The sequence below is a fragment of the Alloacidobacterium sp. genome (genome assembly GCF_035631355.1).
Lineage (GTDB): Bacteria > Acidobacteriota > Terriglobia > Terriglobales > Acidobacteriaceae > Alloacidobacterium.
The window spans coordinates 46,342-65,665 of the sequence record NZ_DASQIX010000083.1 but is presented as its reverse complement, the minus strand read 5'-3'; the positions used below and the strand labels follow the sequence as shown (position 1 = coordinate 65,665).

Annotated in this window: 16 protein-coding genes and 1 pseudogene; 8 read left to right on the top strand and 9 right to left on the bottom strand. The window is 56.6% G+C overall.

Annotated features, from left to right (window positions below):
• A pseudogene (locus VEV40_RS15315) lies at positions 1–270 on the top strand (hypothetical protein); the annotation flags it as partial.
• Positions 271–301: 31 nt separating this feature from the next.
• Here VEV40_RS15315 and VEV40_RS15310 read toward each other — a convergent pair.
• Both VEV40_RS15310 and VEV40_RS15305 read right to left on the bottom strand, forming a co-directional pair.
• Positions 302–2,965: an ABC transporter permease gene (locus VEV40_RS15310; protein ID WP_324833550.1), complete on the bottom strand. Its 2,664-nt coding sequence runs from the start codon at positions 2,963–2,965 to the stop codon at positions 302–304.
• 11 nt (positions 2,966–2,976) lie between these two features.
• A complete protein-coding gene (locus VEV40_RS15305) occupies positions 2,977–3,309 on the bottom strand; it encodes a PadR family transcriptional regulator (protein ID WP_324833549.1) in 333 nt (110 codons plus the stop codon).
• A 285-nt stretch (positions 3,310–3,594) separates the two neighbouring features.
• On the opposite strand from VEV40_RS15305, the gene rpsP reads away from it, so the two are divergent.
• The 5 genes from rpsP (at position 3,595) to VEV40_RS15280 (ending at position 8,231) form a co-directional block, all read left to right on the top strand.
• Complete coding sequence (rpsP, locus tag VEV40_RS15300) at positions 3,595–3,837, top strand: 30S ribosomal protein S16 (protein WP_324833553.1); 243 nt, start codon at positions 3,595–3,597, stop codon at positions 3,835–3,837.
• A gap of 133 nt (positions 3,838–3,970) precedes the next feature.
• Complete coding sequence (locus VEV40_RS15295) at positions 3,971–4,258, top strand: KH domain-containing protein (protein ID WP_324833548.1); 288 nt, start codon at positions 3,971–3,973, stop codon at positions 4,256–4,258.
• Between the two features lie 307 nt (positions 4,259–4,565).
• Positions 4,566–5,135, top strand: a complete 570-nt coding sequence (rimM, locus tag VEV40_RS15290) for a ribosome maturation factor RimM (protein WP_324833546.1) — start codon at positions 4,566–4,568, stop codon at positions 5,133–5,135.
• A 92-nt stretch (positions 5,136–5,227) separates the two neighbouring features.
• On the top strand, positions 5,228–5,575 hold the full coding sequence (locus VEV40_RS15285; protein ID WP_324833544.1) for a PadR family transcriptional regulator: 348 nt from the start codon (positions 5,228–5,230) through the stop codon (positions 5,573–5,575).
• Between the two features lies 1 nt (position 5,576).
• A complete protein-coding gene (locus VEV40_RS15280; RefSeq protein ID WP_324833542.1) occupies positions 5,577–8,231 on the top strand; it encodes an ABC transporter permease in 2,655 nt (884 codons plus the stop codon).
• Between the two features lies 1 nt (position 8,232).
• On the opposite strand, the gene VEV40_RS15275 is transcribed toward VEV40_RS15280, so the two are convergent.
• The 6 genes from VEV40_RS15275 to VEV40_RS15250 all read right to left on the bottom strand — a co-directional run bounded on the left by VEV40_RS15275 (position 8,233) and on the right by VEV40_RS15250 (position 14,498).
• Positions 8,233–8,853 carry a hypothetical protein gene (locus VEV40_RS15275; protein ID WP_324833541.1) on the bottom strand — a complete coding sequence of 207 codons (621 nt, stop codon included), beginning with the start codon at positions 8,851–8,853 and terminating at the stop codon, positions 8,233–8,235.
• Positions 8,854–9,038: 185 nt separating this feature from the next.
• A complete protein-coding gene (locus tag VEV40_RS15270) occupies positions 9,039–9,641 on the bottom strand; it encodes a DNA starvation/stationary phase protection protein (RefSeq protein ID WP_324833540.1) in 603 nt (200 codons plus the stop codon).
• Between the two features lie 156 nt (positions 9,642–9,797).
• The gene (locus tag VEV40_RS15265) at positions 9,798–10,859 is read right to left on the bottom strand and encodes a cytochrome P450 (RefSeq protein ID WP_324833538.1); all 1,062 of its coding nucleotides are present in this window, start codon (positions 10,857–10,859) and stop codon (positions 9,798–9,800) included.
• Between the two features lie 129 nt (positions 10,860–10,988).
• Positions 10,989–12,221: an HlyD family secretion protein gene (locus VEV40_RS15260; RefSeq protein WP_324833536.1), complete on the bottom strand. Its 1,233-nt coding sequence runs from the start codon at positions 12,219–12,221 to the stop codon at positions 10,989–10,991.
• Positions 12,222–12,223: 2 nt separating this feature from the next.
• Positions 12,224–13,696: a TolC family protein gene (locus tag VEV40_RS15255; RefSeq protein ID WP_324833534.1), complete on the bottom strand. Its 1,473-nt coding sequence runs from the start codon at positions 13,694–13,696 to the stop codon at positions 12,224–12,226.
• A gap of 229 nt (positions 13,697–13,925) precedes the next feature.
• Positions 13,926–14,498, bottom strand: a complete 573-nt coding sequence (locus VEV40_RS15250; protein ID WP_324833533.1) for a hypothetical protein — start codon at positions 14,496–14,498, stop codon at positions 13,926–13,928.
• A 157-nt stretch (positions 14,499–14,655) separates the two neighbouring features.
• Between VEV40_RS15250 and ppk1 the strand changes: the two genes are divergently transcribed.
• Positions 14,656–16,833: a polyphosphate kinase 1 gene (gene ppk1, locus VEV40_RS15245; RefSeq protein WP_324833532.1), complete on the top strand. Its 2,178-nt coding sequence runs from the start codon at positions 14,656–14,658 to the stop codon at positions 16,831–16,833.
• Positions 16,834–17,315: 482 nt separating this feature from the next.
• Positions 17,316–17,843, top strand: coding sequence for a phosphohistidine phosphatase SixA (gene sixA / locus VEV40_RS15240; protein WP_324833531.1), 528 nt, complete (start codon positions 17,316–17,318; stop codon positions 17,841–17,843).
• Here the strand turns inward: sixA and VEV40_RS15235 are convergent.
• Positions 17,795–19,324: a Ppx/GppA phosphatase family protein gene (locus VEV40_RS15235; RefSeq protein ID WP_324833530.1), complete on the bottom strand. Its 1,530-nt coding sequence runs from the start codon at positions 19,322–19,324 to the stop codon at positions 17,795–17,797. The two genes, sixA and VEV40_RS15235, sit on opposite strands and share 49 nt — an antisense overlap.

The following is a 19,324-nucleotide window of genomic DNA, read 5'->3' as shown; positions in this document are numbered from 1 at the left end:
CCCACCACGCAATGGAATTATGCCGTGCGCACCGAATCCATCAAGGCCAGGGAAGCGCCAGTAGCAGAAGGGCCGTTCACCCTCAAAGGTGCGCCGGTGAAGCTGGAAGTGAAAGGCCGAAGGCTCCCCGCATGGCTGGCCGAAGACGGAGTAGCCAACCCCGTCCCGCAAAGCCCGGTCGCAAGCGACGAGCCGGAAGAAATGGTCACTCTGGTTCCTTACGCTGCGGCCAAGCTCAGAATTACGGCTTTTCCTGAGTTAAAGGGCTGACCGCTTTCGAGGAATCGTCACCGCCACCTGCCTATTCTGTCCGCAGAGCAGTCATGGGGTCGATGCGCATGGCCCGTCCTGCGGGAACCAGACATGCGAATACAGCGACAAAAAGCAGCAGTGCCAGAACCGAGAAAAAAGTAAGCGGATCGGTGGGTTTCACGCCGAAGAGCATGCTGTTCATCAGGCGCGTGAACCCGAGAGCTCCAATGAGCCCGGCGACGATGCCCAGTAAAACCAACCCCACGCCCTGCCGGAAGACGAGCGACAGGATGCTCGCCCGTCGCGCACCCAGGGCTACGCGAATCGCGATATCGGCTGTACCCTGCGTGACCAGGAACGACATCACTCCGTAAATGCCGATGGCCGCGAGAATCATCGCAAAGCCAGCGAAACCACCCAGCATGGTCATTGCGAATCGCTGACGCGCCATCGAGTCCTGGACACGCTGCTCCATCGTGGCGACGTCATACACCGGCACTCCTGGATTGATGGTGTTCACCACATGAATGATCGCGCTAATGGTGGAAGCAGGATCAGATGATGTACGGGCAACAACATACAGGGTTCCGTTTCTTATCTGCGTATGCGGATAATAGACAACCATTCGGGTGTCCGTATCGAGGCCATACTCTTTGACGACGCCAACCACGCCTACGATCGTGGTCCAGGGAGAGTCATCGCTTCGACGGATGCGCTTACCAATCGCATCGCCATTCGGCCAGAAACGATCGGCCATCTTTTGATCGATGATCGCAACTGGCGGCATCTTGTCCGTATCCGTTTCAGCAAACATGCGCCCACGAATCAGTGGAATCTGCATCGTGCTGAAATATGTGGTTGTGGCCGCTCGCACATCAACCTGCAGCTCAGGTTCGTTGGCAGGCGGCACATAGCCTTCGATATGCATACCACCCCAACCAACAGCTGAGGTGAGCGGGAGTGCAGAGATTGCACCTGTAGCTGTAACCCCGGGGAGACGGCCAATCCCTTCAGCCAATTGCTGATAAAACTGGACGCGCGTGGCAGGGTCTTTAAACTCCGGTCCATACGCACCAATGTCCATCGATACCACATCTTTCGGATTGAATCCGGGCGGCACGTTAGCCAGGCGCACGAAACTGCGCACGAGCAGGCCAGCCCCGACCAGAAGGGGCAGCGAGATGGCAAGCTCGGCGATAACAAGCGCCCCGCGCAGCTTGTCGTGACGGACGCTCAATCCGCCGCTCAAGGAACCCTTGCCGCCCGCCTTCAGATTTGCCGTCAAATCGACGTGCGAGGCGCGCAATGCCGGGGCAAGTCCAAACACGATTCCGGTAAGAATCGCTACGCCGAAGGTAAAGACGAGCACTCGGAAATCCATCCCGAGTTCGTCGAGTCGCGGAATGTTCCCTGGATGCATCCTGCGCGCGACGAAGATGCTAAGTGCCGAAAGGCCCAGTCCAGCCACGCCGCCCATCAGGCTTAACAAAATGCTCTCTGTCAGGAGCTGACGTATCACCCGCGCGCGTCCTGCTCCCAGCGCCGCGCGGATAGCGATTTCCCGCTGTCGGGTTGTCGCCCGCGACAGCAGCAGATTGGCCACATTGGTGCACGCGATCAGCAAAACCAGACCGACTGCCCCAAAGAGGATCAGTACCGCAGTGCGTACATTGCCCACGACCTGCTCCATGAGCGGAACTACGCTGATCGTGAACGAGCGATCGCGATGCTTCTCTTCGCGAAGCCGGGCGGCGATTACATCAATATCTGCCTGGGCCTGCTGCATTGTGACGCCGGGCTTGAGCCGCCCCACAATGTTGTAGTTCTCCGAACCGTAGTTGGTAGGGTTCTTGGCCTCTTCCTTCGGCGGCATAAAAATTTCAGGTTTGTCGATACCTGCAACCGTTGGGATCACTTCGTGGTTCAGGCGAAAGTCAGGTGAGAGAACGCCGACAACGGTATGTGGATGGCCGTCGAGTGTGATGGAACGCCCCACGATGTTCGGGTCGCCCGCGAACTCCCGTTGCCAAAAGCCATACGTCAGCACCACGGTTTGCGGTCTTCCCGGCTCATCTTCCTCCGGCAAGAAGATGCGCCCGAGCATTGCTTTTGCGCCCAGCATCGGAAGCAGACTCGACGTCGCTTCGATGCCGTCAACCTTTATGGCCCTCGTGTGTTCGGTGAGTGTGAAGTTGTCGCCAATGGCCAGTGCCGTTTCCTCAAAGACATGGTTCTGGGTGACGATGTCGTGATATTGCCCCGGCGAAGGCCAATCCTGCGGAATGCCGATGCCGGGCGAGCGCAGCCACAGGATTGCGAGCCGGTCCGGGTGGGGATACGGCAATGGCTTGAGCAGCAGAGTGCTGGTCACGCTGAAAATCGCCGTGTTGGCCCCGATGCCGATAGCCAGCGAAAGCACAATCATTAAGGAAAGACCGGGCGTCTTTGCGAACGATCGGATCGCGTAGCGGAGGTCCTGCAAAAGGTCCTCAACGAATTTTGTGCCGCGCGATTCGCGGCACTCCTGCTCCACCTGTGTTGTTCCACCGAACGCCAGGCGAGCGCGACGCGACGCATCCTCTGAAGAAATGCCGCTACGGCGATACTTCTCCGCTTCGCGTTCAAGGTGATAGCGCAGTTCGTCTTCTGCTTCGGCATCCATCTCTTTGCCGCGAAACAGCGCGCGTAGACGGTACAGCAGGTCACTGAGCATCAGGAATCTCCTTACGCCATATCAAGAACATGGCCTACGGCAGCGGCCAATTTGCGCCATGTCGCCGTCTCCGCTTCCAGTTGCTTTTGTCCGCGCGGCGTCAGCCGGTAGTACTTTGCGCGACGATTGTTTTCGCTCGTTGCCCATTGCGCCTTGATCCAGCCGCGACGCTCCAGACGATGGAGCGCAGGATAGAGTGACCCCTGTTGCACCCGCAGCGCCTCCCGCGAGATTTGTTGCAGCCGCTCGGAGAAGGCCCAGCCGTGCATCGGCTCCAATGCCAGCGCTTTCAGAATGAGCAAATCCAATGTTCCTTGTGGGAGTTCCAGCCGTTCTTCAGTCATCGATTCTTTCCCCTGCTGCTTCGACATAAACAATACAGTCCATATTGCCGAAGCACAAGGGAAGGACCGATTCCGAATTGTCGATGAGTACATCGTCACCGAGTCACTCATTGACGAGTTTCAGGATGGCCTGCCTGCAACCTGGAAGGTGAGCCTAGTACATGCAAGCCCGCAATCCCTGCTATACTTAACCCTTGGGGATTTGTGTGTGCCCGCGCCTGTCGCTGCCGCCTCTTCACATCCCTCGCCTACAACCAGGATTGAAAGGAAGATTTACCTGTGCTGATGATTCGTTTGGCGCGCTTTGGCGCCCGCAAGCAGCCTTACTACCGCGTCGTTGTCATTGAGAAGGATCGTGCCCGCAACGGCCGCTCGGTCGAAGTGGTGGGCACCTACAACCCCCGCACCAATCCCGCCACCGTCGATCTCAAGCGTGAGCGCATCGACTACTGGACCGGCAAAGGCGCCCAGCTTTCCGACACTGTCGCCAAGCTGCTCAAGACCCCGGCTGCTGCTCCGGCGGCATGATCGGGTTATCTCCAAGATAGTTCCGGAAGTAACACTAAAACAGGACACCAGAAAGCACTGTTATACCCCCTCAGGTTGCTGTTAGTATTGGCCAGCCCTAGAGACAGAAAGTGTGTTCTTGATGGGGGGTCGAATGACGTACGAAGAGATGCCGGACAATATGCAGGAACTGGTCACCGAGATCGCGAAGGCTCTGGTGGATGATCCAGGTGCAGTAAACGTTGAAGCCGTTGCGCGCGATGAGAGCACTGTATTGAGGCTCCGCGTCGCCCCCGGGGATGTGGGCAAAGTCATTGGGAAACAGGGCCGGACAGCGCGCTCGATGCGCACGATCCTTGGTGCTGTCAGTATGAAGCACCATCATCGCTACACGCTCGACATCCTCGAAGAGCACCTGGAAAAGCACGCAGTCGGCGAATAGCTTCTCGAAGCTGTTAACCGATCATTGCTTCTCGCTTGATCTGCGCCGGACATGGCGGCTCCATATGCGGCGGGTTTTGCCTGCTTATAACCTCTTTTAGCAGATATTTTTATCGATGGTGTTCAGGTAAAGACACCGGGCTTTTAGCATCGTGAACAAAGCTGGAAATGAAAAAGAGGCTTCTGCCTCAGAATTTGATTGATTTACCTACCGGTCGTAACCATATTCAGGTTACCCTTTTCCGATCATCGCGATTACCAAAGGTACTGCCCGTACAATCGGTGCTATGACCACTGAACAGCCCTGGGTGCTCGTCGCGCATCTCGTCCGACCCCAAGGGCGGAATGGCGAGCTTATAGCCGACATCCTCACGGACTTCCCTGAACGCTTCGCCGAGCGCCCTCATCTCTGGGTGCTTTCACCTGACGGAAAAGCCTCGCGCCCTGTCGAACTTGAGAATTACTGGCTGCACAAGGGCCGCATCGTCCTTAAATTCGCCGGGATCGACTCTATTTCCGAGGCCCAATCCCTCCGCAACCTGGATGTAGTCATCCCGCGCGACCAGCGCGTCCCGATCGAAGACGATTCTTTCTATATCGACGATCTCATCGGCTGCCGTATCATCGACATCGGCTCCGCTAACACCAGTGATATCGGCGCTATTGTCGATGTAGACTGCGAAACAGCCAGCACTCCGCTACTGATCGTCCAATCCGAAACCAACAGAGAAGAAATTCTGATCCCCTTTGCCAAAGCCTATCTAAGCAAAATCGATCTCGATCAAAAACGCATCGAAATGACCCTCCCCGAAGGCCTGCTGACAATAAACGCACCTTTCACAGACGAAGAACAGGTCAAAGAAGATTTGCCGTCCTGAGTACAGCAAAGGACCCCATTTTTCTCTTGCGGCAGAGATGCACAACGAACCCATAAAATTCCAGACAATTGAGTGCATTTATTAAGATATCTATGTATAGTTGTCTTAATATGCCACGGGCTGATTCCCTGCAGGGCTCACTTGATTTGCTGGTGCTGAAAATTCTCTCGCGAACGCCGCGGCTGCATGGCTACACCATTATGGCGGCCATTAGCGAATATTCGGACGATGTGCTGCAGGCAGAGGAGGGATCGTTGAATCCGGCGCTGCACCGGATGGAGGAGGCGGGATGGATTCGCGCTGAGTGGGTGACAAAGCAGACGGGACGAAGGGCGCGGGTCTATGAATTGACAGCGACAGGAAAGAAGCAACTGGCAATGGAAGAATCGCGCTGGCAAGCCATAACTTCGGCGGTTAACCGTATCTTGAGGACGGTGTGATATGTCTCTGTGGTCGCGAGTGGTGAATGTGTTTCGCGGCGAGCGCCTGAATCGCGAGATCGAGGAAGAGTTTGAATCGCATATTGCCGAGGCCATTGAGGCCGGACGCGATGCAGAGGAAGCGCGGCGGGCGCTGGGAGCGGCGGCGCGTCAGCGGCAGGCGAGCCATGAGGCGCGCGTCGTTGGATGGCTGGATTCGCTTCGTGCCGATCTGGTCTTTGGATGGCGGCAGCTAAAGCGGAACAAGGTTACATCGTCTGCCGCGGTTCTTTCGCTGGCGCTGGCGATTGGGGCCTGCACGTCGGCGTTTCGGTTGATTGATGCTCTGCTGTGGCGGCCTCTGCCGATCGATCATCCCGAACGGCTTTACGTTCTGTCGCGCCAGGGCTTTGGGTTTGATGGCAGATTCGGCTCGTATGACTCATGGGCGTATCCGGATTTTCAACTGATGCGAGCCGCGGCCAAAAATGAGGCTGAGCTGATCGCGATTTCGTACGCTGACCGCTCGGATGTGACCTATAAAACTGACCAGGAGACAGAAAAGGCCAACGTGCAGTATGTCTCAGGAAATATGTTCCAGGCCTTCGGCATCCAGCCGGCGCTGGGACGGCTGCTTTCAGAGAATGACAATCTAAAACCTGGGGCGTCTCCTTACGCCGTGCTTTCCTATGATTACTGGAACCGCCGTTTTGCGCGCGACCCTAATGTCATAGGGCATACCTTCCATTATGGCAATGGCGTCTACGAAATTGTTGGCGTCAGCGAGAAGAAATTTACCGGGACGGAGCCGGGGATTGTCGTAGACATTTTCGTCCCGACGATGATGCACCGCTGCGCGACACGTCCTAATTGCACATGGTTTCGAACTCTGGCCATGGTAAAACCAAGCGTGTCCATTGAGCCACTTCGCGCGAAGCTCGCAGCAACCACCTATGCATTCGAGAAAAACCGGCTCAGCGGCGAGACTGGCTTGCCGTCGCAGACGCTGAAGAATGTACTCAACAACAAACTGCTGATGGAGCCAGCGCCTACGGGAACGTCCGGGTTGCAAAGAGATTACAGCCGCGCTTTGGCTGCTATTGCCGTGCTGGTTGTGATGGTTCTGCTGATCGCCTGTGCGAATGTTGCCAACCTCATGACGGCCCAGGCAGCAGCTCGTGCGCGCGAGATGGCGCTGCGGGTTTCGATTGGCGCGGGACGCTGGCGGCTGGTGCAGATGGTGCTGGTTGAGAGTACGCTGCTGGCGGCTCTCGCTGCTGCGAGCGGAGCATTGTTTGCATGGTGGTCGGCGCCGTTCGTGGTGAGCATGATTAATCCGCCGGATAACGCGTTACGGCTGATTCTGCCTGCCGACTGGCGGGTGCTTGGATTTGGTTTGGTGCTGACTCTGATTGTGGTGCTGCTCTTTGGGCTGCTGCCAGCTCTGCGGGCTTCGTCGGTAAAGCCTGCAAGTATTTTGAAGGGCGGAGACGATCCGCATTCGCGGCAACGGTTAATGCATGGAATGATCGCATTGCAGGTTGCCTTTTGTTTTCTGATACTGTTCGTGGCCGGATTATTTGTCACTACATTCGAGAAACTTTCCAACAAGCCCACCGGATTTTCCTCTGATCGAATTCTTCTGCTGAAAACGATGAGCCGGCCTCCACAATCGCCCCTTATCTGGGACCAGGTAGCCGATCATCTGCGCGCGATGCCAGGCGTAGAACGAGTATCGCAGACCGCCTGGGCCTTGCTGGAAGGCAATGGGTGGAATGATTCCATCTCCGTCAATGGCGGGCCGCCGAGCGTTGATCTTGCTTATTTTCTGAATGTTTCACCGGGTTTTTTAGAGACGATGCGGATTCCTCTGATCAGCGGGAGAGATTTCCGGGACGAGGACCTATATCCGGACAGCGTAATCGTGAATGAAACATTTGCCAGAAGATACATGAACGATGCGAATCCGATTGGCCGGTTTTTTGAAAAGGCTGGCGATGGTGGTGGCCGCGAACGCATGCAGATTGTTGGCGTGATGCGCGACGCCGAATACCGTGGTGTTCGCGAGCCTATGCTGCCGGTCGTCTTTGTTCCGTTTCATGAAAAGGATGCTAAGGGAGTTATGCAGCCTAGCACTTACGAAACTTTCGTCGTGCGCACGGCTACGGCCAACCCTCTCGCGCTGGCCACAACGCTGCGACAGGAAGTGTCGAAGACACGCCCAGAGTTTCGGGTTACGGATGTGCGGACACAACTGGAACTGAACCAGGCGCAAACCATCCGCGAGCGATTATTGGCAACGCTGGCTTTCTTTTTTGGCGCTGTTGCGCTGCTGCTTGCCGGGATTGGACTGTATGGGGTGCTGAACTATTCAGTCCAGCAGCGGGAGCGCGAGATTGGCATTCGCATGGCGCTGGGCGCACGGGTGGGTGACGTTGCGCGGCGTGTTATGGCAGGGATTTCTGTTGCAGTGATGTTGGGCGCAGTGGCGGGTCTGGCGTTCGGGCTGGCTTCGGTACGGTATGTCGAGTCGCTTCTTTACGAGGTAAAGGTCACGGATGCTGGTGTGCTGGCATTTCCCTGCCTCACGATTCTTTTCGCTGTGCTAATTACCGCCATACCGGCAGTGTTGCGGGCGCTACGGATCGATCCTGTGGCGATGCTGCGAGTCGAGTGAGCTACGGCCCAGCAAGCGCCTTCTCTGAGTCTGCGATTGCCTTTCGGAACGCGTCCACAGCGGGAACGCCTGGGGATGCAAGGGCATTTTTCGCTGTGTACCGCCATGCAGGCGGTGAGTCGAGCGGATTGAGGATGCCAGTGTTGCTGGAGGCAAGATTGCCACGGTAGACGACAAACGTGTCCTGCGTGCTGCCTACTTCCATTTGCGGATGCGGATCGGATGCCTCGGGCGGCGGTCCCTGGCGGGCCGCAATATTAATCCCGGAATCCGTTCGCTGTGCGATTACCGGAGGGGGAGCGTTTCCGGGTGCGTTGCCGATCGTTGGCTGCACCAGCTTTCCACTGCCCTTACGAACGACGATGATGAGGTCAGCCATCGCGGGATCGGTCACTGGGTTGATCCTTCCCCATTTTGCCAATGCGGCTTCGACGTCGGCACGCGCCTGCCGGTTGGCGTTGGGATCTGTGACGTCCATACCGGCGTGCGGATCGATGATGACCCACGCGGTATGCGCCTGAAGGATGTCTATCGGCAGCGCGACTTTCTTCTTGTCCTTGGCGACAGCGGAGAGACACGACAGGAACAACACGGAAAGAGTAAGACTTCTGCGGTACGGCATGTGGCTGCCTCTCAGACGGATCAGTCTAGTCCTCCAAATGGCTGTAGCGGAGGCGCGTAGACTTCGTCCTCTCAAATGGACGGCACGCTGCCTTAGATAGTCACCAGCGCGAAACAAAAAAGGCCGAGTCTGCTGAATAGACTTGGCCTTTGGTTTATCAGGATTATGTATGAAGTGTGTCTGGATTACTTGTCTGCAAGGACCAGCGGCATCTCCACCAAGTGCTCGCTGATGAACCAGACCTGCATTTCGTTCGTGCGGACGACATCGCTGATGAGCAGATCGTTGGTGCCATCGTCACCGAGATCGCTTGCCTTTTTTGCCAGCTTGCGGGCGTCGTCGAGGATGATGCGATGCGCCTCAAGCAGGCGCGAGATAATTACCGGGACCTCTTCGCGGCCCTTTGGCGAGCGCTCAAGGCGCGTGGTTTCCGCTATATCGTGTGCCATGGCGATTGAGACGCCGCCAAGCATCTGGATGCGTTCGGCGAGTCCGTCGACCAGCTCGACCTGCTGCTCAAGATGCTTATCGAAGAGAAGATGAAGCTGGTAAAAAGTTGGGCCGGAGACGTGCCAATGCGACTTTTTATAAAGGTCGCGCAGGCTGGCGGTGTCGGCGAGAAGAACGTTGAGGCGTCCGGTGATCTCAAGGCGCGCGTTTTCACTGATGCCGATGGGCATGTCGCTGATGACAGTGCCGAACTTCTGGATTTCTTTGGCGTGCTGATGCCAGTGGGGTGTGATGTTGTCTGCTTTCCTGCTAACTTCCTTCAGCGCGGTCTTGCTCATTCTGCGATCCTCCACTCTTTGGATTTTAGATGCAGTTGGCACGACTGTGGGCTGCGCTTCGATTGTGAAAATAACCCTGAAGATACAGGGGTTTACGTGAAAAATTACGGATTTTTTACGCAGAGGTAAACAAATAGCCTGGGCTTGAGCTCTCGCTTATGATTCCTCGTGCAGAACCACAGGCAAAATGGCCGGGGCTCGGAAAACAGGCCCGCCGCGCCATTCCACGGTCCCGGTAATCTCTGCCCGGGCAAAGCGCTCAAGCAATGGGCGTGTTATGGTGATGACCGCCATGCGGGTGAGGTTAGCGCCCACGCACGAGTGCAATCCACCGCCGAGGGTAAGATGGCCTTTGCCTTGGTGCGCCCAGTCGAGATGATGGGGATGAGGAAAGTGCGACGTGTCTCGATTGGCGACCGTGATCCTTAAAATGACACGTTCACCTTTACGAATCTGGATGCCATTGAGGTCTATATTTTCGCCTGCGCGACGGAAGAGGAGGCGCGTAAGCCCGGCATAACGCAGAAGCTCTTCTACGGCCTGCGGCAGGAGGGTGGGCTGCTTGTGCAGGCGTTTCCAGGACGGCGGATGCCCGAGAAGAGCGAACCACGCATTGGCAAGCAGACAAGGCAAAGTGTGAGTAAGGGCGACGAAGCCGGAGTCACGCAGAGACTCCGGGCCAGAATGGAAGCAGGGCCGCAGCTGCGTGTTTGCCGCTTTCGCGCGCTCGCCAATTTCCGGGTTGAAGGGCTCGGCGGCGGCGGCGGAGACGTGGAGGGCCAGTTTTTCAAGGCGCTCTGCATCGTCTGGATCGGCTCCAGTTATTGCGACGGCAAGCACACGGCAAGCAGGGTGCGCAAAATCTGCGACAAGGTCAACAGATTTGCCGGCAGGCATGCCTTGAACCAACGTGCCGACATGGGGCGCGAGGATCTTCTGCCATTCTCGAAGATGTTTGGGGGAAAGCGCGGTCTTCGTTTCTGCGCGCATTTTCATCTGGGCTGTTTTGTCAGCCATTGTGTTGTTGGCGCCGCCCTTTGCGCCTGTGGGGATGAGGTCCGGGCGGCGGAAAGCAGTAGATACATCTGCGTATCTGCTCAGGATCCATGCTCCCAGCCTGTCGTCAAAGTATGGTTCTTTTATTTCCGGCGGGAATGGCGAATCGAGATGATCATCTGTCCAGCGTGGACCGGCGTATTCTTCTGGTCTTCCGCTCATGGCATTCACGCACAAGTATCTGCCCGCGTTGCTGAAAAGCTTGTCACAGGATTGTCAGGGTTTGGTCAGCAACTGCGTTATTTCCGCACGGGTCACCCCAGCGCAACAAATCGCACGCTGGGGTTTGCCTTATTTCACTCTGACTTTCGGCTCGACCGACATGCCGGGCCGCAGAAGGTGGTCGGAGTTCTGCTCATGATTCGTGAGGTCGATGCGCACCGGAATGCGCTGCACAACTTTGACGTAGTTTCCAGTGGCGTTTTCCGGCGGGAAGAGGCTCAAGACCGAGCCGGTGGCACCGCCAATTTGTGTGACTTTGCCGTCGTATTTACGGCCGCCATAGGCGTCAACGCTGATCGTGACAAGCTGGCCCTGACGCATGTGCTCAAGCTGCGTTTCTTTGAAGTTGGCTGTGATCCAGATGTCGTCGAGTGAGACCAGCGTTGCCAGGTTCTGCCCAACGCTCACGTTCTGTCCTACTTCCACGCTCTTGCGAGTGATGATGCCTGCCGTCGGCGCAATGATCTTGGTATAGCTGAGGTTCAGCTTTGCCTGATCGAGCGCTGCCTGGGCCTGCTGCACCTGGGCGGCGGCCTGGTCGGCTTTGGCTTTCTGGATTGCGACCAGCTGCGGGGCCGTCTGGGCGTTCTTATAAGACGCCTGCGCGGAAGCGACGCGATCGTTAGCCACCTTGACGGCAGCCTGTGCAGCAGCAAGATTGGCCTTGGCCTGTTCCAGCGCCGCTTTATCACCATCGGCGGTTGCAACGGCAGCGTCGAATTGCTGCTTGGAAATCACATCTTTTTCAACCAGCGGCTTGTATCGCTGCAGATCGAGCTGCGCCTTGGTATTGTTGGCGTCGGCCTGCACAACCTGCGCCTGTGCGGCCTGGAGTTGGTGCTGCGCCTGCACGACCTGCGCGTCCGCGCTGGAAACATCCGCGCTGGCGGAAGTCAATGTGCTGCCAGTGCTGATGTGCGTGACGGGCACATTGACCTTCGCAGCTTCGTAGCTGGCTTCCGCGCTTTCGAGATTGGCTTGATCCTGCTGGACAGCGGTCTCAAAGTCTTTGGGGTCAAGTTCCGCAATCACCGTGTTGGCTTCCACGTATTGATTCTCATCCACGTTGACTTTGATCACATGGCCGACGATGCGGGAGCTGATCTGAATGAGATGCCCGTTGACCTGCGCATCGTCTGTGTCCTCGTAGTAAGTGGAATGCCACCACCAGAGAAGCGCCACGATGACAAGGACAGCAACAACGCCAATCACGATGAAGCGCTTGCTCGACTTTTGCGGCGCCTGATCTTCAGGCTGGTCGATGCGATTTTTTTCCGCGGTCTGTTCCGCTAGCTCGGCCACGTTTACTTTCCTCCCACATAACTCTTGTAGCTCTTCTGAGCAACACCCAGCGCGCGCGCCAGCGAAAGCTTCGCGATATTGTGCTGGTAAAGGCTGCTCACATATTGATCGTTTGCCTGGGCAACGGACTGTTGCGCCTGCGATACGGCGAGGTTGTCCGATACTCCGGCGGCGTAGCGCTGCTGGGCTTCACTCAATGCTTCATTCGCCAGCTGTACATTGCTGCGAGAGACCTCGACCTGCTGCTGCGCGGCACGGATATCCAGGATACTGTCGCGCACGTCTGCGCTGATCTGCCCATGCAGGTCGCTGAACTGCGCGCGTTTGGTTTCAAGCTGGGCCTGCGCCTGCTGCGCATCGCCACGCAGCTTGCCTTCTTCAAGCACAGGAATGGTCATCGTGCCGGTGGCGTCGCCGGTGCCATGCGAGTTTGCAGGGTTGACACCGATGTCTCCATAATCGCCGGAGAAGCTGATGGTTGGATAACGCTCCGCGGTCGCTGCGGCGCGCGCCTTTTCCGCGGACTTTAGCTGCTCGGCCATGGCTTTGAGGTCGCTGCGATTGTTGAATGCCTCTTTGACCGCTGTATCAGGATCGATGTTGTCGAGCGGCGTGTAAGGAGCCTGGTCTGTCAGCTCGAATTTCTGTTCGAGTGGCAGGCCGATAACACGGGCGAGCGAGATCCGGTCTTTTTCCAGTTGGTTCTGCGCTGTAATAAGCGTTTGCTGCTGCGTCTGGTAATCAACTCGGGCACGCAATTCATCGAGCAGGGGCGCAGTGCCGGCCTGATGATTCTGTACTGCCTGGTCGAGCGAAACTTTAGACGTGTCCACCTGCGCCTGCGCGCTTTCCACACGTGATTTGTCTGCGATGACCAGCAAGTAGGTATTGCCTACAGTCAGCGTAACCATGTCGCGAGCGTCATCGACGGAGAGTTTTGAGCCTTCGAAATTGTGCTTCGCCGCAAGATAGTTCCGCAGAGAGGCAATGTTCAGCAGCGACCAATCAAGCGAAGCGCGTATGTCAGTGAAGCCGAAAGGACCGATAATGGTCGGGAACCCTGGAACGCGGAGACCTTCCGCTGCAAGATTGACCTGCTGGACCGATACCTCACCTTTGGCTTTAACTGTCGGCAGAAGCTCCTGCAGCTCTTGCAGACGCGAACCATTCACGGATGTCGTGTTTTCGGCCGTCAGAATGTAACCCAGATTGTGCTTCAGGCCACGCTGAATGGCATCATCGAGCGACAATGGGAGCACGCCCTCAACAGGCTTGTCCTCAACCACGCTCCCCTGAAAACCACTGCCGCTCTGTTGCGGCGTCGAGATCTGATATGGGCTGGGAATCGACGTAGGGTTAGCGCCTGTTGTAGCCGGTATCTGCGCCAGCAGATTCGCCGCGGGCACGAGAAAAATGCTGCCTGCCAGCAGGCCGGAATGAATGTGCCTCCGCCAGCGCTTTATGGTTACACGCACGTACAATTCACCTTTGTTGACGCGGGAATACCGTTTCACAGGACGAAAAATGATTACGTTTCTTGGATGCCGTAGATTCCGGAAAAATTCAAGAAAATAACGGCGAATCAAGACGTTGCGCGCCGAACCTGCTTATTTTACACGCGCTGCACACATGGATTTTGCGACTGGTCCCATTCCTCGCCGTCGCAGAGAACGTGCAGGGTATTTGCGCTACGAGACAGAAGAACTAAGCAACTGAGACGCTTGAACCGGAATGCGCCAGTGAGTTGGCGAGCGAGCACAGAGCCTGACGGAAGATACCGCTGACCTTGTCTGCGGTCCAGCCAGCGGCGATTTCGTCTCCCGCAGACCGAAGCATCTCGGCTGTAGCAGCGTTATCCTGGCCAAGGACGGCCCTCTCTACAAATATGGCGCGCTGCGCGGGTGGCAGTTGTTCAAGCCAATCGCGGAGCTGGCTGCGCCCCTCATCAAGAAGTTGACTCAACTGTGACGGCGAGACGCCCGATGCCGCGAGATCATTGTCGTCGATGCAAAGCGCATTGCTACCGCTGATTTCCGCTGCGGCAAAAGAGCCGGGCTGGCGCTGTGCGAGTTTGCGGATGCCCGCCCGAACAAGTTGGCCTTGAAGCAAGGTGGTTGCACGGCTGCCGTCTGCGCAGGGATCGACTTCTGCTCCGGCCAGGGTCTCTTCGACCAGTCGGCCGGCATCATCGCCGTCTCCCAGCAGGAAGGCCGCGGTCTGAAAGAGCTTCGCCGCCGTATCCTGCACCAGCCGATCGCTACAACCCTGGTCTCCCATAGTGTTTCCTCCAACTGCTGTTTTTATCCTCATGGAACCGCGTCTCAAGAGTCAAATCAGGGCGGAAAAGTCCTTTTTGCAACTCTTTCATATCCCCAGACCATGCTCCGGTGTATAGCAGATTGTGTACACTTTCCATCTAGTCTGGAATCGCAGCATGAGCGCACGTTCGACACAACCGCAGAACCTTTTGATTGGCCGGGACGAGTCCTGGATGCAATTTAATCGGCGCGTGCTGGAAGAAGCGCAGGACACATCGAACCCTCTGCTGGAGCGCGTTAAGTTTCTGGCTATTACTGCGAGCAATTTAGACGAGTTTGTGGAAATCCGGGTCGCCGGGCTGCTGCAGCGGATTGAAGACGGCTATGTTGATCCCGGTCCCGAGGGAATGACGCCCCAGCAGACGCTCGACAGATTGACTGAGGACATGCACTCGTTCATGACTGAGCAATACGGCTGTTGGAACCGTCAGCTGCAGCCGGCTCTGCATGCGGCGGGCGTACGTGTGCTGAACTGGAATGAGATGAATGAAGGGGCGCAGGCAGCAGCCACAACATTCTACCAGCGGGAAGTCGATCCACTACTCACTCCCATCACCATCGATCCCGCACATCCCTTTCCACGTGTGCTGAACAAAGCATTGTGCATCGCGCTGCTCCTGCGACGTAAACGTAAGGGCACGCCAGGGCCGGTGCTGGGAGTGGTCACGATTCCGCGCGCCTTGCCGCGACTTGTACCTTTGCCTTCAACGGAAGGCACGCAGGACTTCATTTTCTTGCATAATCTTATTGAGAAACACGCCGGGGGCATGTATCGCGGCTACGAAATTCTTTCCAAAGCCGCGTTCCGCGTAACCCGCAACAGCAACCTCTACTTTCAGGAAGAAGAAGCGCGCTCGCTGCTGGAGACGGTGCGGTCGGAACTGCACAATCGCCGCAAGGGAGACGCTGTCCGACTGGAGATTGAGCAACGTGCCGACGCGGAGATCATTGACCGGTTGCGCGTGAATTTTGAGTTGGATGAGTCCCACGTCTATCGCACCGACGGGCCGGTCAACCTGTCCCGGCTGATGAATCTTTATAGCGATGCAAAGCGTCCGGACCTGAAGTTTCCGCCCTTTGTTCCGCATGAGCTGCGGCTTAATCGTAAGTCCGTGGATCTGTTTGACGAGCTGCGTCACCGCGATATTCTGCTGCACCATCCCTATGACTCATATGACGCGGTGGTCGGCTATATCGAATCAGCGGCAGCTGACCCAAATGTGATTTCGATCAAGCAGACGCTTTATCGCACCAGCTCCGATTCGGAGATGTTCCGCGCACTGGTTGATGCGGCTCAAAGCAAGGAAGTGACGGTTGTTGTCGAGCTGATGGCGCGCTTCGATGAGGCCTCGAATATCCGCTGGGCGCGCGACCTGGAAGACGCCGGCGTGCAGGTTTTTCACGGCATTGTCGGGCTGAAGACACATTGCAAGCTCGCGCTTCTAGTCCGGCGCGATCCGGATGGAGCGATCCGCCGCTATGCCCATCTTGGCACGGGCAATTACAACCCGAATACGGCGCGTTTCTATACGGACATCAGCCTGCTGACTTCCGATCCCGCGATTACATCGAGTGTGCACAGCGTCTTCAACTACCTGACAGCGCACTCAGAGTCGGACGATTATGCACCGCTGCTCGTGGCCCCTCTGACGCTGGCGGAAAGCTTCATCCGCTTGATTGCGCGGGAAACGGAGCATGCCAGGGCAGGACGCAAGGCACAGATTATCGCCAAAATGAATTCTCTGCTGGAGCAAAGTGTGATTGAGGCGCTATATGCCGCGTCGCGGGCCGGAGTACAGGTTGACCTCATTGTGCGCGGCATCTGCGCTCTGCGTCCGGGATTGAAGGGTGCAAGTGAGAACATTCGCGTGCGCTCCATTGTGGGTCGGTTTCTAGAGCACAGCCGTATCTACTATTTCGCAAATGCCGGCGATGAAGAATTTTACTGCGGCAGCGCCGACTGGATGCCGCGCAACTTGTTTGAGCGCTGCGAGGTCGTCTTTCCAGTGAAAGACCCTCAGTTATGTGCGCGCCTGCACAAGGAGATTCTTGCGGCGTACCTGGCGGATACCGTAAAAACGCGGCTATTAGCGGGAGACGGCACATATCACCGCATGCGGGAAACAGCATCTGGCAAATCACTGCCCCCTTTCAGTTCACAGGATTTCTTTATGCAGGTCGCCGAAGGCAAGGCAACGGCGGATGATATTCCAAAGCTGACAGAAGAAAAGCAGGCGAAGCCGAAGGCAAGAACAAGGAAGACTGTTTCGCGGCGTAATGTAGCAGCGGATTAGCCCCGGCTATAACCTGTAATGAATGGATTTAACGCTTCGACTGAAAGTCCTGGAAGTCTTTTTGTCTGATAAGAGGTCTTTTATCCGGCATCGAAATCAGAACACATCCCTTGTCTTTACTCGTTTTTCTAATCTGAGCGAAGGTTGTGCAACCTTTTGTGACTCGACGGCTTCTTACCCAAAAATAAATGGCTTTATCTGATCCATTGTCGCGCTGGTTGGTATCCCAAATGGACCCACAGAAAAGTGTTCCTGCCACCCGTTTGCAACCTAGCCCGAAGACCTTGGGGGAACGTCAAACCAAGCTTGGTTCCCTTTCCACGATATTTATTTTCTCCCGACCTCAAATACCGCGGAAATAAACTCCTGCCCTTTCATGGCTGATGATCCATCACAAACGAGTAGGATTTGTGATTGTTACAATCTGATGAAAGCAGCGGAGTTTTGTCCTGCTTAGTCAGGATTCTGGCTGAAGAGATATTATGAACGTTTATATTCTCCGTCATGCGAGCGCCGGAACGCGCCGCGATAATCCACTTATTGATGTAAAGCGTCCGCTGGACAAGGAAGGCAAGCAGCAGTGCATGCTTGTTGGCAGCTACCTGAACGCTCTGAAGGTCCAGTTTGATTTGATTGCCTCCAGTCCGCTGAAACGCGCCTTGCAGACTGCTTCACTGGTTGGAACTGAAACTGGCTATGACGCGAAGATTCAGGTGACAGAGGCGCTTGCGCCGGGAGCAACCGTTTCCGTCTTTCAGCAGTACATTGCTGGCTTGGGACGGTATGAAAATGTGCTCATCGTAGGGCACAATCCCAACTTGCCGCAGTTTCTGGGGTCGCTGATTGTTTCTCCTGGGCGCGCCAGTATTCGCATGCGCAAGGGGGCGATTGCGCGCGTGGATCTCACGCGTCGCCCAGGCGTTTTGAACTGGCTGGTTGACCCGCGCATTCTGCGCGGTGTTTATACCAACGTGACGAAGAGGTCCCGCCGGAAGACTTCGTGGAAGTAAGCCGACTCCTTGCGCAGCGACCATAATTCCAATTCTGCGCCGGTGCGTCCAGGCATGATTTCTAGCAGCACCTGCTTGGGATAGACGCGCACCTTCACTCTAAGAACATCGCTGGCGCGGTCCTGATTGAGCGCGACCGCCAAACGAAGTAAAACGACTGCGCGGCGCACATGCTCATGATCCTCAGGAGGCACCTGCCGCATGGTGCGGCCTGTTGGCTCGGGACGGCTTTTACCCAGATAACGCGCAATGGCGGAAGTAATAACCCGCTGCGTTGGAGTGAAGCCGAAGATTTCCGAGTTGGCAATGATGTACTGCGCATGGCGGTGGTAGCCTTGGTAATTCATGAACTTGCCGATATCGCGCAGCATAGCCGCTGTTTCCAGCCATGTGAGATACTCCGATGGCAACTTGTGCACAGGATCCAGGTCGCGGAAAAGCTGCGCGGCATGCTGTCGTACCGGCTCAGCCTGGCGTGGATCGATCCCGTACCTGTGGCAGGTTTCAAGCACTGACTCCCAGCGGTCGCGCTCGAATTGCTGATGAGCGCTGGCGCGCGGATCCTGCTCCGCGAGCATCTGCGCGAGAATGCCGTCGCGCAGGCCCATTGGAGAGTAGCGGAAACCGGGCAGCGCATAGCCTTCGAGCAGTTCAGCAAAAACATGCGAGCCTGCGACAATGATTTCTGACCGTCGCGGGCCGACGCCCTGCACGTTCATCCGCTCTTCGTTCTTCATTTTTGTGAGTTTATTGGTGAGCTTGCGGACATTTTGCGTCGGCGTGATGTTCTCCTTCTTGTCCGAGCACTGTTTCTCAACCAGATGGCTGGCCTCGGATAACGCTGCGGCGGTACCGGAGGTCGCGATTACAATCTGTACTTTTACCGGCTTGACGCGGCGCTCGGCGCGGCCCAGTTCGCGCGCGATGAACTGCTTCAGCCGCGCGATGTCTTCTTTCGAGGGTGGATCGCTATGCAGAAATTCTTCGGTAAGGCGAACAGCGCCTAAGGGAACGCTCACTGTCTCCTTGATGCGCTTGTGTTCGGAGAGCGAGATTTCGCAACTGCCGCCGCCCACGTCAATGAGCAGGCAGCGGCCTGCCGTGCCCGGCTCGTTGTTCATGATGCCACGATGGATGAGACGGCCTTCTTCGAGACCGGAGATGATCTCAACATCCCATCCCGTCTCATCGCGCACCCAGGCAAGAAAGGCGCGGGCGTTACGCGCCTCGCGCATGGCGGCGGTAGCAACGGCGCGGACCTTGTCCGCTCCATGCAGTTGCGTGGCGCGATAGAAACGTTTCAGCGCATCGAGTGTCGCAGCCATAGATTCGGGCGAAACCAGTCCCGTCTCGAACACGCTTCCGCCCAGCCGCGTGACTTCGCGGTCTTCATGGAGGATTTTCAGTTGGTGCTGGACTACGCGCCCGATTTTGAGGCGGCAGGAATTAGAGCCGATGTCGATGGCGGCAAACGTCTGCAT

What these genes read in the sequence shown, in the direction of transcription:
- VEV40_RS15310 (WP_324833550.1), bottom strand. Translation starts at nt 2,965, where the DNA reads ATGCTCAGTGACCTGCTGTACCGTCTACGCGCGCTGTTTCGCGGCAAA.
- VEV40_RS15305 (WP_324833549.1), bottom strand. Translation starts at nt 3,309, where the DNA reads ATGACTGAAGAACGGCTGGAACTCCCACAAGGAACATTGGATTTGCTC.
- rpsP (WP_324833553.1), top strand. Translation starts at nt 3,595, where the DNA reads ATGATTCGTTTGGCGCGCTTTGGCGCCCGCAAGCAGCCTTACTACCGC.
- VEV40_RS15295 (WP_324833548.1), top strand. Translation starts at nt 3,971, where the DNA reads ATGACGTACGAAGAGATGCCGGACAATATGCAGGAACTGGTCACCGAG.
- VEV40_RS15285 (WP_324833544.1), top strand. Translation starts at nt 5,228, where the DNA reads ATGTATAGTTGTCTTAATATGCCACGGGCTGATTCCCTGCAGGGCTCA.
- VEV40_RS15280 (WP_324833542.1), top strand. Translation starts at nt 5,577, where the DNA reads ATGTCTCTGTGGTCGCGAGTGGTGAATGTGTTTCGCGGCGAGCGCCTG.
- VEV40_RS15275 (WP_324833541.1), bottom strand. Translation starts at nt 8,853, where the DNA reads ATGCCGTACCGCAGAAGTCTTACTCTTTCCGTGTTGTTCCTGTCGTGT.
- VEV40_RS15270 (WP_324833540.1), bottom strand. Translation starts at nt 9,641, where the DNA reads ATGAGCAAGACCGCGCTGAAGGAAGTTAGCAGGAAAGCAGACAACATC.
- VEV40_RS15265 (WP_324833538.1), bottom strand. Translation starts at nt 10,859, where the DNA reads ATGAGCGGAAGACCAGAAGAATACGCCGGTCCACGCTGGACAGATGAT.
- VEV40_RS15250 (WP_324833533.1), bottom strand. Translation starts at nt 14,498, where the DNA reads ATGGGAGACCAGGGTTGTAGCGATCGGCTGGTGCAGGATACGGCGGCG.
- ppk1 (WP_324833532.1), top strand. Translation starts at nt 14,656, where the DNA reads ATGAGCGCACGTTCGACACAACCGCAGAACCTTTTGATTGGCCGGGAC.
- sixA (WP_324833531.1), top strand. Translation starts at nt 17,316, where the DNA reads ATGAACGTTTATATTCTCCGTCATGCGAGCGCCGGAACGCGCCGCGAT.
- VEV40_RS15235 (WP_324833530.1), bottom strand. Translation starts at nt 19,324, where the DNA reads ATGCAGACGTTTGCCGCCATCGACATCGGCTCTAATTCCTGCCGCCTC.